This window comes from Peribacillus sp. YIM B13481, assembly GCF_042787985.1.
In the GTDB taxonomy this organism is placed as follows: Bacteria; Bacillota; Bacilli; order Bacillales; family DSM-1321; genus Peribacillus; species Peribacillus simplex_A.
The window spans coordinates 1-13,442 of the sequence record NZ_JBHZPE010000036.1 but is presented as its reverse complement, the minus strand read 5'-3'; the positions used below and the strand labels follow the sequence as shown (position 1 = coordinate 13,442).

Annotated in this window: 12 protein-coding genes and 2 pseudogenes; 7 read left to right on the top strand and 7 right to left on the bottom strand. The window is 38.9% G+C overall.

From position 1 onward, the window contains the following. Positions 1–15: 15 nt before the first annotated feature. Genes nadX through ACFX4X_RS18135 form a run of 5 tightly spaced genes read left to right on the top strand, consistent with a single transcriptional unit; the run spans position 16 to position 4,502 of the window. Positions 16–801 carry an aspartate dehydrogenase gene (gene nadX / locus ACFX4X_RS18155; RefSeq protein WP_377385146.1) on the top strand — a complete coding sequence of 262 codons (786 nt, stop codon included), beginning with the start codon at positions 16–18 and terminating at the stop codon, positions 799–801. A gap of 39 nt (positions 802–840) precedes the next feature. After that, on the top strand, positions 841–2,142 hold the full coding sequence (locus ACFX4X_RS18150; protein ID WP_377385144.1) for an aromatic ring-hydroxylating oxygenase subunit alpha: 1,302 nt from the start codon (positions 841–843) through the stop codon (positions 2,140–2,142). A gap of 21 nt (positions 2,143–2,163) precedes the next feature. Then, positions 2,164–2,673, top strand: a complete 510-nt coding sequence (locus tag ACFX4X_RS18145; RefSeq protein WP_089364500.1) for an aromatic-ring-hydroxylating dioxygenase subunit beta — start codon at positions 2,164–2,166, stop codon at positions 2,671–2,673. 41 nt (positions 2,674–2,714) lie between these two features. Beyond that, positions 2,715–3,503, top strand: a complete 789-nt coding sequence (locus ACFX4X_RS18140; protein WP_377385142.1) for an SDR family NAD(P)-dependent oxidoreductase — start codon at positions 2,715–2,717, stop codon at positions 3,501–3,503. Between the two features lie 39 nt (positions 3,504–3,542). Further along, positions 3,543–4,502: a VOC family protein gene (locus tag ACFX4X_RS18135; RefSeq protein WP_377385140.1), complete on the top strand. Its 960-nt coding sequence runs from the start codon at positions 3,543–3,545 to the stop codon at positions 4,500–4,502. A 477-nt stretch (positions 4,503–4,979) separates the two neighbouring features. Here the strand turns inward: ACFX4X_RS18135 and ACFX4X_RS18130 are convergent, their stop codons facing one another. The 4 genes from ACFX4X_RS18130 to ACFX4X_RS18115 all read right to left on the bottom strand — a co-directional run bounded on the left by ACFX4X_RS18130 (position 4,980) and on the right by ACFX4X_RS18115 (position 7,794). Next, the gene (locus ACFX4X_RS18130) at positions 4,980–5,207 is read right to left on the bottom strand and encodes a twin-arginine translocase TatA/TatE family subunit (RefSeq protein ID WP_089364502.1); all 228 of its coding nucleotides are present in this window, start codon (positions 5,205–5,207) and stop codon (positions 4,980–4,982) included. A 223-nt stretch (positions 5,208–5,430) separates the two neighbouring features. Then, on the bottom strand, positions 5,431–5,574 hold the full coding sequence (locus tag ACFX4X_RS18125; RefSeq protein WP_284470885.1) for a hypothetical protein: 144 nt from the start codon (positions 5,572–5,574) through the stop codon (positions 5,431–5,433). 15 nt (positions 5,575–5,589) lie between these two features. Then, a complete protein-coding gene (locus tag ACFX4X_RS18120) occupies positions 5,590–6,759 on the bottom strand; it encodes a ZIP family metal transporter (protein ID WP_377385138.1) in 1,170 nt (389 codons plus the stop codon). Between the two features lie 18 nt (positions 6,760–6,777). Further along, positions 6,778–7,794 carry a multicopper oxidase domain-containing protein gene (locus ACFX4X_RS18115; protein WP_377385136.1) on the bottom strand — a complete coding sequence of 339 codons (1,017 nt, stop codon included), beginning with the start codon at positions 7,792–7,794 and terminating at the stop codon, positions 6,778–6,780. A gap of 469 nt (positions 7,795–8,263) precedes the next feature. Between ACFX4X_RS18115 and ACFX4X_RS18110 the strand changes: the two genes are divergently transcribed. Together ACFX4X_RS18110 and ACFX4X_RS18105 are read left to right on the top strand one after the other, a co-directional pair. Further along, positions 8,264–8,464: a hypothetical protein gene (locus ACFX4X_RS18110; RefSeq protein ID WP_377385134.1), complete on the top strand. Its 201-nt coding sequence runs from the start codon at positions 8,264–8,266 to the stop codon at positions 8,462–8,464. A 242-nt stretch (positions 8,465–8,706) separates the two neighbouring features. After that, a pseudogene (locus ACFX4X_RS18105) lies at positions 8,707–9,068 on the top strand (recombinase family protein). A 179-nt stretch (positions 9,069–9,247) separates the two neighbouring features. Here the strand turns inward: ACFX4X_RS18105 and ACFX4X_RS18100 are convergent. The 3 genes and pseudogenes from ACFX4X_RS18100 to ACFX4X_RS18090 form a co-directional block, all read right to left on the bottom strand. After that, positions 9,248–9,490 (bottom strand): annotated as a pseudogene (locus ACFX4X_RS18100) (IS4 family transposase); the annotation flags it as partial. A gap of 211 nt (positions 9,491–9,701) precedes the next feature. Then, entirely contained in the window at positions 9,702–10,871 is a 1,170-nt protein-coding gene (locus ACFX4X_RS18095) for a serine hydrolase domain-containing protein (protein WP_377385132.1), read from the bottom strand. A 519-nt stretch (positions 10,872–11,390) separates the two neighbouring features. Then, entirely contained in the window at positions 11,391–12,587 is a 1,197-nt protein-coding gene (locus ACFX4X_RS18090) for a macrolide family glycosyltransferase (protein ID WP_377385188.1), read from the bottom strand. Between the last annotated feature and the right edge of the window lie 855 nt (positions 12,588–13,442).

Genomic DNA, 13,442 nt, shown 5'->3' with positions numbered 1-13,442 from the left:
GAAGGATGAATCTACATGAGGTTAGGCTTAATCGGATGCGGCAATATCGGTAAATTTCTGCTTCAGGCAATAAATAACGATGGGCTTCTTCCAGGTGGGAAAATCGTTTCGATTTATGCCCGCCGTGAAGAAATCGCAGCTCAACTAGCTGAAGAATTCAGGACACAGCCATTTAATGATGTTGATGAACTACTTAAATCCGATGTAGATTTAGTCATAGAGGCTGCAACGATTGAAGCTGCTGAAGAGTACGCATTTAAAGTGCTTAAAAGCGGGAAAAATCTCTTACTAAGCAGCATAGGCGTGATGGCCAATGCTGCCTTTGAAGAACAATCAAACCTGATTTGCAAAAATAATAACGTGAATATTTTCCTTCCGTCTGGTGCGATTGGAGGTCTTGATGTACTTAAATCGGCAAAAGCGGTGAATGGTCTTGAATCTGTTTGCATCACCACGAGAAAACCGCCAAACGCATTACCTGCAGGTTCTTCAATGGAAGAAGAAACGGTTTTATTTGATGGGTCGGCTGCAGAAGCGATCAAGCAGTTTCCGAGAAACATTAATGTTGCGATTGTGCTGGCTTTGGCTGGTCTGGGATCTGAAAAGACAAAAGTGAAAATCATTGCCGATCCAAGTGTACTGAAAAACATCCATCTAATAGAAGCGTCAGGTTCGTTCGGGAAACTCAAACTCGAAGTGGAAAATGATCCGATGCCAAATAATCCGAAAACGAGTTACTTAGCCGCATTAAGTATTTTGGCTACTCTGCAAAACAAGGAAAAGAGCGTTCAAATCGGATAATGAATTATGAGGTCAAATTTATGGAAGGGAGAGAAAAGTATGCTTAAAACTGATAAGTCCCTGGAAGAAATGTCGAAACAGCAAGTTGTTAACTATTTGAAAGAAACGGTTAAACCAGAGGAAGGCGTTATACCTGCATACCTCCTTGGAGATCAAAAGGTTTATGATATAGAACATGAAAAAGTGTTTTTGAAAACATGGGTTTTTGTCGGCCATGAATCTGAAGTACCCAACAAAGGAGATTTCTTGACCCGTGAACTGGCTGGCTATTCGCTCATCATAACCCGTGACGGTGAAGGGGAAATCAGGGCGTTTTATAATATGTGCACACATCGCGGAATGAAACTATGCCGTGCTGATAAAGGAAACAAGTCTTTATTTACGTGTCCCTATCATGGATTTAACTTTAAAAACACTGGTGAGCTAGTGGGGGTACCACTTCAAAAGGACATATATGGGAGCACACTTGACCGCTCAGAAATGGGCCTTCACAAAGTGAAGCTTGATTCTTATAAAGGACTTTTATTTGGAACTTGGAATGAAGACGCTGAGCCGCTTGAAGAGTTTCTTGGAGATATTAAATGGTATTTGGATATACTCGTAGGACGCGCAGAAATGGAAGTTATCGGGGTCCCGCAAAGATTCGTTGTTAATTCCAACTGGAAAGTGGGTTCCGATAACTTTGTTGGTGATTCCTATCACACGATGGTCACACACGGATCCATTGCAAAACTTGGCATGGTACCCAATGCCACCTATTCAAAGCGTGGTTTTCAAATCCATATGGATAACGGCCATGGGCTGAACTTAGGGACACCTAACCCTGACTTCGCTTTCCCGAAAGAATTGAAAGATGAATTTAAAAGTAATTTGTCTGAAGAACAATATGAAGTTTTATCAAACTTAAAGAATATGATTGGTAACGTTTTCCCCAACTTATCATTTTTAATATCCCATACAAAAATCAAAGACCAGTTCATCTCCAACACTTCAATTAGAATGTGGCGGCCAATTGGTCACAATAAAATGGAAGTGATCGCTTGGATGCTCGTCGAAAAGAACGCCTCCCAAGATTGGAAAGATAGATCAAGAGATTCGTTTATCTTGACCTTTAGCCCATCCGGTATTTTCGAACAGGATGATACGGAAGTGTTTACGGATATTACTGAAGCAGCCCAGGGCCCAATGCCTTTCCTAAAGAATTTAACCTATAATTATACCATGGGTCTTCATCGTGACCCTGTTGATTTCATAGGACCGGGCATTGCTTACGATGATAAATTCACAGAAGCGAGCCAACGGAATTTTTACAAGTACTGGCTGGAGTTGATGACGAAATGATAATCGGGAGGGGGAATGGAAATGAATGTGGAGAAAATGTTGCTTAAATGTGAATTTGAACAGTGGCTGTATGATGAAGCACAATTACTGGATGATATTGAATTTGATGATTGGTTCGATCTAATGCACTCAAGCTTGCGCTACCAAATGCCTGTTCGCATTAATAAAGAAGGGGTGGAACGCCCGGATTATTCAACGGAAATGTTTACATTCAATGATGATATTGAGCTGCTGAGACTGCGCGTGGATCGTTTGAAAACAGATTATGCATGGGCGGAAATACCGCCATCAAGAACACGCCGTTTTGTCTCTAACGTGCGCGTTAAGGACTTTGTTGAAGGTGAAAAGGCAGTCGTCAAGAGCTATCTTCTTATCTACCGAAGCCGTAGCACGGATATTCAACACGATTTGATTTCGGGCGAACGAAATGATGAATTCATATTCGAAGAGGGTAAATGGAAACTTTCCAAACGGATATTCATCGTTGACCAAACAACGATAAATACCAGGAATCTTGCTATCTTCGTATAAATATTACTAGCATAAAAAGGATAACAAGGAGGCTGGTTGTAATGGCAATGGCGTTAAAGGATAAAGTAGTGTTGATTACCGGAGGGAACTCTGGTATAGGGGAAGCTGTCACTAGACGTTTCATACAAGAAGGAGCAAAAGTCAGCATTATCGGCCGCTCAATAGAAACGCTGAAGAAAATGAAGGAGGAATTTGGTGAAGGGATTCTGGTTCATCAAGGCGATGTAAGCAAATATGAAGACAATGAGAGGGCTGTACAGGCCACTGTCAGGCAATTCGGAAAGCTGGATGTTTTCGTTGCTAATGCTGGAGTCTTTGATGGGTTTGCCAAATTTGCCGACGTAACTCCCGATGCACTTTCCGAAGCATATGACTTTCTGTTCGATATTAACGTTAAAGGATCTTTCTTCGGTGCAAAAGCCGCTCTTGATGAACTGCAAAAATCGAATGGCAATATTATTTTTACTGTATCCGGTGCTAGTTTCTATCCTGATGGCGGCGGGGTTTGGTACACAGCAAGCAAGCATGCTCAAATAGGGTTAATGCGCCAACTTGCTTTTGAACTCGCTCCGAATATTCGGGTAAACGCTGTGGCGCCTGGTGGCACACTGACGGCATTAACGGTCATTCCTCCTCTAAGTCCATTCGTTAAAATCGTGGATAATGATACGAAGGCCAGCAGCATAAAGAAAAGAAATCCACTTCAGCTTGCCCAGATGCCCGAAGATCATGTAGCTGCTTATGTCCTGTTAGCATCGGACGAAGCGCGTGCAATTACCGGTGAAGTCATTTCCAGCGACGGTGGTTTGTCAGTTCGTGGACTGGGTTGAGTTTATAACAAAATAAATTGTGGAAGAAGGTTTATAAGGTTGGCAGAATCACTATTGGGCAATAGGAACATTAATCAACTTGCATTTGTTGTTAAAGATATTGAAGCTGCTAATCTAGCTTTCACAAGACTGCTAGGCATTAAGAAGGCAGAACCATTTCTAACTGGTGACAGTTCTGTTTCGAAAGTGACTTTTAGAGGTGTACCAACGGAATCAAAATCTAAACTGGCTTTTCTGAATACACCAACCGTCCAAATTGAACTAATAGAACCAGATAAAAATCCAGGAACGATGCGTGAGTTCCTGGATGAAGTAGGTGAAGGGATCCACCATATTGCTTTTGATGTAGATTCTATCCAAAAGAGACTGCCAATCATGGAGAAAAGTGCATACCCAGCTTTGCAAACGGGTGAATTCACTTCAAGTAACGGCCGGTATGTATATGTGGATACACTAGATGATCACAAAACGTTAGTTGAGCTGCTTGAAAGTGAAGAGCCAAGAAAAACGGCATGGGAAAGACCAGAAGATGAAAGAGTTCAGCCGTTATTAGGGACTAACAAAGTGGAACAGCTTGCGTTAGTTGTAAAAGACCTGGATGCGGCTGCAGATGCATATTGTAAGTTGTTGGGTATTGAAAAACCTTCCATCATTCATTCTGGATCAACCGAAATTACAAATGTGATTTACAAAGGGAAGCCCACTGAAGGAGAATCTAGATACATGTTCATCGATACCCCGTTAATTCAGGTTGAATTAATCGAGCCGGGCGAATCACCTAGCATATGGAAAGATCATCTTGAAACAAATGGTGAGGGAGTTCACCATATCTCTTTTGTCGTTAAAGATATGGAAGGTAAAATGAAGATGTTGGAGGAAATGGGCTATCCGGTCATACAGACAGGTAACTTTTTTAACGGAAAAGGGCGATATGCCTATATGGATACAATATCGACCTTTAAAGTGATTATTGAATTACTAGAACGTTTTGATGGGTAAACATGTTTCAATCCAAGAATATCAAAATGCTTATTCTTTTCAAGGAATCAAGCTGGTAAAAAACAATAGTAGGCGGAGGGAGTAGGGGATATCCGAAAAAAACAGGCTTTATTATAGCTCTAATATACTTTATAAATCCAGATGAATAATATCGTCGAACAAGATCATCGGTTTATTAATTAGCGAGTTCGTTCTAAGTTAGGCTAAAAATATTTCGAACAGCCAAACAATTTATCTGTGGAGTAGGTGATGCATATGCTGAAAAAAGGGCAACTTCAACAAATTGTGAAGTCTGCCTATAGTGAGAGAGTAAAAACATCATAATTCATAGTGGAAATAGATGTTGAGGTTATATGTTTCTAACAAATCATATTTGCATCAGAAACCGATAAGATGTATATCGCTGTATTCCTTGGCGGATGTCTCGTTTTTTTAAAATAAAATAAATAGACGAGTTGCCCCGTCTACCCTAGTACCTTATGAAACTGACGATTTATCCAGTTTCTTTTCACCAGTCGTTAACTCAGGATTATTCTCTTCCTCTTTATCTTTTTCATCAGATACTAATCCATTGGTCGCACTTTTGAATTCAGTTAAAGTACGTCCAAAAGCCCGGCCGATTTCCGGCAGCTTTTTTGGTCCAAAAACAATCAAGGCAATGACAAGTACTAATATTAAACCTGGAATCCCGATATTTGAAAACATTAATAATCAGCCTCCTGAAATTGGAATTCTTTACAGAGTAACACAAAGGCATCGTTTCGCCAGGGTGACGTGCCATCCGCCACTCGGGTGCTGGACTGCAATGAATTACGCCTCTTCATTAGGGGGGAAATGGTGGTGTAGGCAAATTATGACGCCCCCATGTTTTTGAACCTTTAGAGAACAAAATGATGGTCGTACATGTGACCTTATTTCAAGAAATCACCTAAAAAACATGAACAAGAGAATAGAAGTCTCCTGCAATGTCTTCTTCCTTGACATCTACTAATCCTTTAATTGATTGTTCACTTAAAGAACAACCTATTCCCGACAGTAGGAAGCTTTTCAGGTCCAATACTCCAAGGTTCATTTATTTAGTTCTCCCTTAAAATTTAACGAAAAATGCAGTAAAGTACATGATTAACAGTCCAATCGTGAATCCAGAAAGGTTTAACCATGAGACAGATGGTTCTCTATGTGTTCTATGATCGTCAATGAGCATTTTCGTTATTACATAAATTACCTGAAGAATTGCCCCTGCACCAATACCCAGGAACAAAGCTCCCCAAATTGGCGAGAAGATGAACGCCCCAACCCAAGTACCTAAAATGGCGGGTGCACCTGCGATACCTCCCAGTAATAGAAAGTCTTTCAATCTAGGTGTGGTCTTTAATAAAGGAGCAGCGATTCCAATGCCTTCCGTAATGTTGTGAAGGGTAAATCCGATAATTAAAAAGGTTCCTAAAGCGGCTTCACCAAGAGAAAAAGAAGAACCAATTGCCAAGCCTTCCCCAAAGTTATGAAGTCCTATTCCGGTAGCCATCAACAAAGCCATACCAAAAGGTGAATACCCTTTCTTTTCTTGCTTTCTTTGTTGATACTGATCAAAGCCGATTAATAATAAGAAGGTTAAGGAAGCTCCAATAATGACAATCATATTGCCCTGAAAGACAGAAGGAGCTTCTGCACCAATCTCAAATCCATCAGCTAGCGTCCCAACAAATAAAAATAAAAGCAGCCCAACGGTAAGGGCAAGAATCGAATTAATCAACTTTCGTGAGAAACGTTTCATAAATGGATACCACAACAAACCCAATGTAATCGGCACTATTCCAACATAAAAGCCTATTAAGCCGTAGTTCAAAAAGTTGCTTCGGTTGGTTTCTGGAGTAAGCGTGGTGGCTGCAAGTGCACCTTCCGTGATAATTCCATTTTCTGTGATTAATTTAATGGTATGTGGATCACCTTCCACCCATGGGTAAGCGATGTTTACCTTTCCTTCCTCAAATCGTTCAAGTGTAGCTTGAGGGGAGACACTGTAATTCCACACCGAATCATTGACCATAACTTGGGAAATCGTTAATGGTGTGGGTCCCGTATTACTAACAGATAATTCGAAACCTGTATTAGTTACCTTGATGCGTTCAATGTTCAACACTTCTATTGGTGCTGCAGGATCTTTTTCTACACCTGCTCCATTCTTTAGCACAAATCCTAGCACACCTATTAGTATTATTAACGGTATTAAACCAGTAATTATTCCTTTCCCCTTCATATTAATATCTCCCCTTCTTTACTCGACCTCAAAAAATCCCATCCAGCCTAACTCAGCAAATTCACTAACATGGGCATGAAACATATATGTTCCCGCGTAAGGAAAACGAACCTCAATTATTCCACGCTCTCCCTGACATTGCATGATGGTATCTGTAAACTGGGAGGGGTTATCGTTTCTCCCGGTTGGATAGTACGTAAAATAATTCGCATGCAAGTGAAACGAATTTAATAAGTCGAATTCTGTTAAATTACTTAGATAGATCCGAACGAGTTGGTCTTTTTTAATTTTAATAGGGTGATTCATAAATGCGAAGGCATAGCCATTCACTGTGTAAAATTCGTTTTCGCCATCTAAATCCAAATCAAATCCATTCATAACCATGTTTAACTCGAATGCCGGCTCTCTTGGCTTCTTTGGATCAATAATAAAATTACCGTATAGACCTTTATGGATATGGCGGGCTAGGGGGAGTACATGGCAATGGTAAATTTGTAATCCGTATGGTTTCGCTTCAAATTCGTATGTGAATTTTTGTCCAGGATAAACGGAAGTTAAACCGTCCATCTCTGGAGGATGGATTCCGTGAAAATGAATAGAGTGGGGATGGCTGCCCTTATTAATAAAGTGAAACCGCAAAAGGTCGCCTTCCGTACAACGAAAAGTTGGTCCTGGAATAGTCCCGTTATAAGTCCAGCCTGGAAATTTAATTCCTTTGGCAATTTCAATTTCTTTATCAATAGCCACGACTTCGTATTCCCGGAGTGTTTGCCCATTTGGCAGCTGGGTAACTTTTCCATAATCAAACTCAGAAAGGAGCCGTTCTGCCATTTTATAACCTGTCGTTTTTGTTTTATCAATCATGTTTGCATGATTGGAATGGTGGCTAGATTTGTGAGACGAATCATTTGCTGCCTTAGCTACAGTTGGAAATTGTGCCATTTTATTAAAGTAATACGTTCCAGCTACTCCAAACGCTCCTGCAGTCCCCATCTTTAATATATCTCTGCGGGAAACCTTGTTTTCTTCAGACATCACTTGACCACCTCTCAAAAAGTTTCGTTAAGGAAACTTTTTTTGTATTAGCTATAATTTAAGGCAGAGACAAGGTTCATGTCAACATATTTTTTAAAATGCTTCGTATGCGAAGACACGCAAGTACAAATCTGTGAGAGGTGCATGAATAATTCATGATCCAACTCTAATTATTAGTTTTTTGTTCAATTTTAGTACAGCTTGACTATATTTTCTAGAAGAGGATGATATTTTTGGTAATGCTAAAGTACACTTCGTTGAAAGAGAAGATTTGGAGTATTTATCGTTCATTTTGAGGAATGGTATGGTGACGGCCAAAAATTTGTCTAGCATGAACGCATTGCACATAAAGTAGGGGTTTATCTTGGAACGCTTGAGGCAAGGAAATGAACGAATGTCAATGTGACCGTTCCAAATAAGGCAACGATCTACACCATGCAGCATGATCTTCTTATTACCGACTGGATACATGGAACTACAATCGGAAAAGCAGGCCATTGACTTTACATATAGAACAGAGAGGGAAATTCGCTTTTCTATGTTAGAAGAAGGAGATAATCAAAGTAAATTGAAGGCCTACAATGATAATCGAGACCGAATACCAGATGCTGTTTTCTTTTTAAAGGAACTGATGGGAACGTTACTACCACTTGGGTTGTACTGGAATTGAATAAGAAAGATCGTAAGCGCTATGAATAAAGTTTAAGATGTTGATGATATGCTTTCCGGTGGACGACGGGACCGTCAGCTTTAATCCTACGATCAGGTGATCTATTTTGCGAATGACATAAAAATTCATAATGTGATCGATCAGGCCAAACAGCGGTTGATTAATGCCAGCAAGAATACTGTGCGTAATATGGATATGCCAGAGTGAGTACCTTAAACCAAGATTTGGAATCTGGGATTCAAATGTTAAAAAAAGGTTGCGAGGTAATTTACTCCGAAAAGTTTACGGGTACAAAATTTGATCGCTTTGCACGTTCGGTAAAAATGCTATTCAAACAATTAGATGTGGTCTCTAAAAAGGGGTTAAGGTTCATATACTCAATATGATAGTAGTGGAAAATACACCAATAGGAAAAAATTGATGTTTTATATCATGAGTTCATTTGCCGAATTTGAAAGAGATATGGTTGTAGAACACCCAAGAAGGAAAAGCGATTCCGAAATTAAATCCGGATTTTAAAGAAGGGCGACCAAAGAAATATAAAAAGCAGATTGTACATTCTCTTGATTTATTAAAAACGAAATCTTATAGACAAGTTGAATAAATGACAGAGATCAGTGTAAGTACCTTGCCGCGGGCGAAAAAACAACACGAAGAAAAAAAGTAAAGGTATTAGTATAGTGATGCTTGATATGAAGATAATAAATAAAAGGAAGTGAAATCTATGTTTATGATTTTTAGAGGTTGTCAGTCTATTAATATTCGTTATTTAGTTAAAACGTAAGCTTGATAAAAAAGTGGAAAATAATCTTTAATGATATAAACAGGTTTATATTCACTCAATTCTCGTTTTTTCTTGATGAGGAGTAATTGGCGCATTTGAAACATAGTGGAGGAAAGAAGGATGCTAATTAATTGCCCATATAGATGACACTCTAATCTTTCTAGTTTTACAGAATTACATTGTGAAAAAATGGATTTCCATGTTTTAAAGATAGGTTCAATTTGCCAACATAATGAGTAAAAACGCCATCCTTTCCTATGGTTTTACAGAAAGAATAGCGTATTTTTTCTTTTAAGGAGGATTTTGTTTTATTAGCTTAATAGCATGGGGTTGCCACCTGGATTCCAAAAAGCCCTAAATTTATTTTTAAATGTAAGTTGGGTCTTTTGAACCAGGAAGGTATATTTTTAACTATAAAAACTATGAAAAAAATTTTCTGTTTTTCCTTTTTTCCTACTTGCTAAATTCAGCAAGTAAAATATTTTTAAAAGGATTTGGACTGTTATCTCTACCCAAACTGTTCAAACTGACGACCAACGTATGCTTGCCTCCAATTGTACCTCCAGCAATAGTAGAAAACCCTAGAATGCCACCTGTGTGTCCCCATATCGAGACACCGTTTTGAAGCTTAGTTTCAAAGATTCCAAGACCATATCCATCAATTCCTGCTCTTCCTGTAGAAACTGTAGTAAGCATTTGTTTTAGTTGCTGTTCCTTCAGTAATTTGCCACCGAGCAAGGAAGAGAAGAATTTATTTAAGTCGTCAGCAGTAGAAATCATATCTCCTGCCGAGCTACCTGCACTTGGGTTATAATAAGTAACGTCTTTTATCTCACTTGCTTCGTCTGGTTGGGAATATCCACGGGCATGCTTGGTGCCTGGAATAACGCTTGAATTGCCAGGTAGGAATGTATCCGACAATTCAAGCGGTTCAATAATCCGATTTTCAATCTCTTCCGCGTAGCTGTTTCCGGTTACTTTTTCAATAAGAATACCCAGTAATACGTATCCTGTGTTTGAATAAGACCATCCCTTTCCTGGGGAAAAGTCTGGAGGCAGAGATATCCCCATCTTCACTAACTCTTCAGCCGTATACGATTTTTTTGTATCCATAAAATCAGCGTCTTTTGACCTTGAGTATTCAGCGATACCACTTGTATGGTTCAATATCTGCCGGATAGTAATCTGTTTACCATCATATCCGTTTCCTTGAATGACACCAGGCAACCATTTTTCGATGGAGTCGTCTAGATTCAAGCGGTTCTCTCCAGCTAATTGAAGTACAACCGTTGCGGTGAACGTCTTCGTCACACTGCCAATGCGAAAGCGAAAATCTGTTTTCATTGGTTTCTTGGTGCTCAGATTCGCTACCCCAGCGGCATAACCCCACGTTTTTCCATCCTCGGAAGTTTTAGCAAGTATCCCCGGGAATCCATGTTGCAATGTATCCCGCATTGCTTGCTTGACGGAATTATGATCTCGTTGAGTGCTTGTTTGTAACGGACTAGATACATTTTGAGTGGGCTCTACTTTTGCAATTGAGGTTGGCGATGTGTATAGCAGGGAACTTCCAGCTAGTAAAAGGGCCAGACTTGCAAATGTAATTTGCTTACGTATTTTCATAAGGCATTCCTCTCCTCTATTAATATTGTATTGTATTGTATAGGTGATTGCTTACTGTTCCTTACCTCCTGACAAGGCTTAGGGAAAAGGCCCTCACTCATATAGATAGATTAAAGCCCCAGTACAAAGGTATCTATCAATATCAACAATTTGAGCCATTTAAATCTCCATCCCTTCTATAACAAAATTATTTAAAGGTATGAAAGCATATTATGCATCCTTAGTTATTGTTAAGATTAACACAACATTAGACATACCCTCAACCCATATTTTACCTTTTTATTCATAATATGTATTGAGGAGGAGTGTAAATTCGAATCATTTCGTACCCAAACTATTGATCGTCTTTTTCACCTATTATAATTAGATATTTAGAATTTCATTTTATAAATCACAGTGAAAAAGGATCTTCAACGAAGATCCTTTTGATGATTCAATTGACCTGTTACTTCGATAATCTCTTCTAGGAGTGATACAGATGTCAATCGATCATTTTTCTGACTGTACCCCTTATATGCCTTAGAAGATACTCGAACTTACCTTTTTTAAGTACTCATCTATAGCCGTTAGAGCTTCTTTTGCTCCACCTGCTTTTTTAAAGCTATTGCTCAACTTCTTAGCATTTTCCCGATAAGCAGGATTGGACAATACCTGTTGAACGGATTCTTGTAGCTTTTCTATGCTTACTTCATGTGGATCAATTCTAAACCCGGTTTGAAGTTCCTCTAATCGATTAGCGATCATAGGCTGATCTGAGGTCTGGGGGATGACGACAAGGGGCACTTCATAATAGAGAGCCTCGCTCGTACTATTCATTCCTCCATGGGTAATGAAGACGTCCGTATGCTTTAAAACTTCAAGCTGCGGTAAATATCTACGTACAATGAAGTTTTCCGGCAAAGGCTGCAGCTTGGCTAAATCAGTAGCCATGCCCACTGAAAATATGACTTTCCCCTCAAAGTTTCTAAAAGCCTCTACACAGGTTTGAAAGAAAGATTCAAATCCTTGCAATATGGTACCCATTGAAATATACAGTACTTTCTGGTCTTTCAGTTCCTCTAACGGAAAATCATGTGTTTGCACCCGTTTCGTGATGGAAGGACCGATAAATACATATGAATCATCCATATATTCTCCACCTGGTTGAAACTCTCTGCTTGTATAGACAATATTCAAATCAGAAGTATTCATCATAAATTGGAAGTGGTGCTTTACCTTCACACCGAAACGTTCCTGGATCCGTTCCGTTATAGTCGAATTTTCTTTCTCCATTTCCGGCGATGGATTTAGAGGAAGACCTTTGCTACTTTCTAGCATTTTCAGGAATTGCTCCTGAGGAATAGCAAAGGAAGATGATGAAGAGATAGAAGGAATGTTTAAATAGTCTTTGACCAGCAGTCCCGCACCAAATGTATCATGATACACATAATCAAATGGGATGGAATCAGCTAATTCTTGAACTACAGCCAAAATATCATAGGAAAGTTTTAATTGGATTTGCATAAATTCATGGATACTAGTGACTTTTTGAGGTGTTAATCCCTTTAAATGATTAGGATGAAGGTATACATTAGCACCCAAACCTTCAATTCTCTCTTTAAATTCTTCAGTGGTTACGTAATGAACAGAATCTCCACGATCAATTAAAGCTTTTACTAAACCAAGAGTCGGATTAACATGGCCCTCAGCTGGAATGTTTATCATTAATACATTCATCAACTTTCATTCCCCTTTTCAATAATATATAAATCACTAAATCTCTTTTCATGATACAATACCATTCTTATCTTTTTCCAATATAAACCATCGTATTTATCTATAAGGGGTGAGGCGAGAATTATTTCTTTTTTAAGCCATTCACTAAAGACAATAGTGATTTGAGCTATTAATGAAGTTCTACGTCACTTTTTCTTTATCGTTAACTGATGGATTTACAGGATCTTTTATGCCGATCTCATAAATGACTTATAAGACATCTATGACATTTTTACCTCTGTGGCTCCAAAAGTACCAATTCTTGCCGTACCCCGGTTAAGGATAGAAAAGTCATTGCAAAAAGTACTTTAAAGAAATGACATATGCATTGTAAATCTGCGTTTTGCTGGTGGAACCCCATGCCCATCAAGCCAAGAAAATAGGTACCCAAAACGATAAATTGAGCTTATAAGTTACAAGAAAGTCCAAAATTTCGGGTTATTCCCTCAAATGAAACGGAAATAATCACTTAAGTAACAATAAATCTATTATTCTTTCCGTTTTCACGAATATTTGTACATACAATCAAAGACTTCTACAACGGCTATGTTTACTGAGAAAATGTGGTTTATGTATCAACTTGTGGATTTATATGTTGACACCTATATTTGCTCCGATTGGGTTTATGATCGTGTTATTTAGCTTTTGGAGAGCAAAAAGAGTAAAAGAAAAGCATATGCAGCAAAGTGGACAAAGTTACGCTAGATCATAAAGAAAGAGACTCAATTCAATTGAAATGTGGTATTATCCCCTACAGGTAGACAGAGTAAAAAAGAGAGCATGATAAAATGTTCTTAACAGTCTATCTGGGAGGGG

Excerpts from the sequence above, each read along its gene's own strand:
- ACFX4X_RS18090 (WP_377385188.1), bottom strand. The coding sequence starts at position 12,587 with ATGAATGTATTAATGATAAACATTCCAGCTGAGGGCCATGTTAATCCG.
- ACFX4X_RS18125 (WP_284470885.1), bottom strand. The coding sequence starts at position 5,574 with ATGAACCTTGGAGTATTGGACCTGAAAAGCTTCCTACTGTCGGGAATA.
- ACFX4X_RS18145 (WP_089364500.1), top strand. The coding sequence starts at position 2,164 with ATGAATGTGGAGAAAATGTTGCTTAAATGTGAATTTGAACAGTGGCTG.
- ACFX4X_RS18095 (WP_377385132.1), bottom strand. The coding sequence starts at position 10,871 with ATGAAAATACGTAAGCAAATTACATTTGCAAGTCTGGCCCTTTTACTA.
- ACFX4X_RS18115 (WP_377385136.1), bottom strand. The coding sequence starts at position 7,794 with ATGTCTGAAGAAAACAAGGTTTCCCGCAGAGATATATTAAAGATGGGG.
- ACFX4X_RS18140 (WP_377385142.1), top strand. The coding sequence starts at position 2,715 with ATGGCAATGGCGTTAAAGGATAAAGTAGTGTTGATTACCGGAGGGAAC.
- ACFX4X_RS18120 (WP_377385138.1), bottom strand. The coding sequence starts at position 6,759 with ATGAAGGGGAAAGGAATAATTACTGGTTTAATACCGTTAATAATACTA.
- nadX (WP_377385146.1), top strand. The coding sequence starts at position 16 with ATGAGGTTAGGCTTAATCGGATGCGGCAATATCGGTAAATTTCTGCTT.
- ACFX4X_RS18150 (WP_377385144.1), top strand. The coding sequence starts at position 841 with ATGCTTAAAACTGATAAGTCCCTGGAAGAAATGTCGAAACAGCAAGTT.
- ACFX4X_RS18130 (WP_089364502.1), bottom strand. The coding sequence starts at position 5,207 with ATGTTTTCAAATATCGGGATTCCAGGTTTAATATTAGTACTTGTCATT.
- ACFX4X_RS18110 (WP_377385134.1), top strand. The coding sequence starts at position 8,264 with ATGGAACTACAATCGGAAAAGCAGGCCATTGACTTTACATATAGAACA.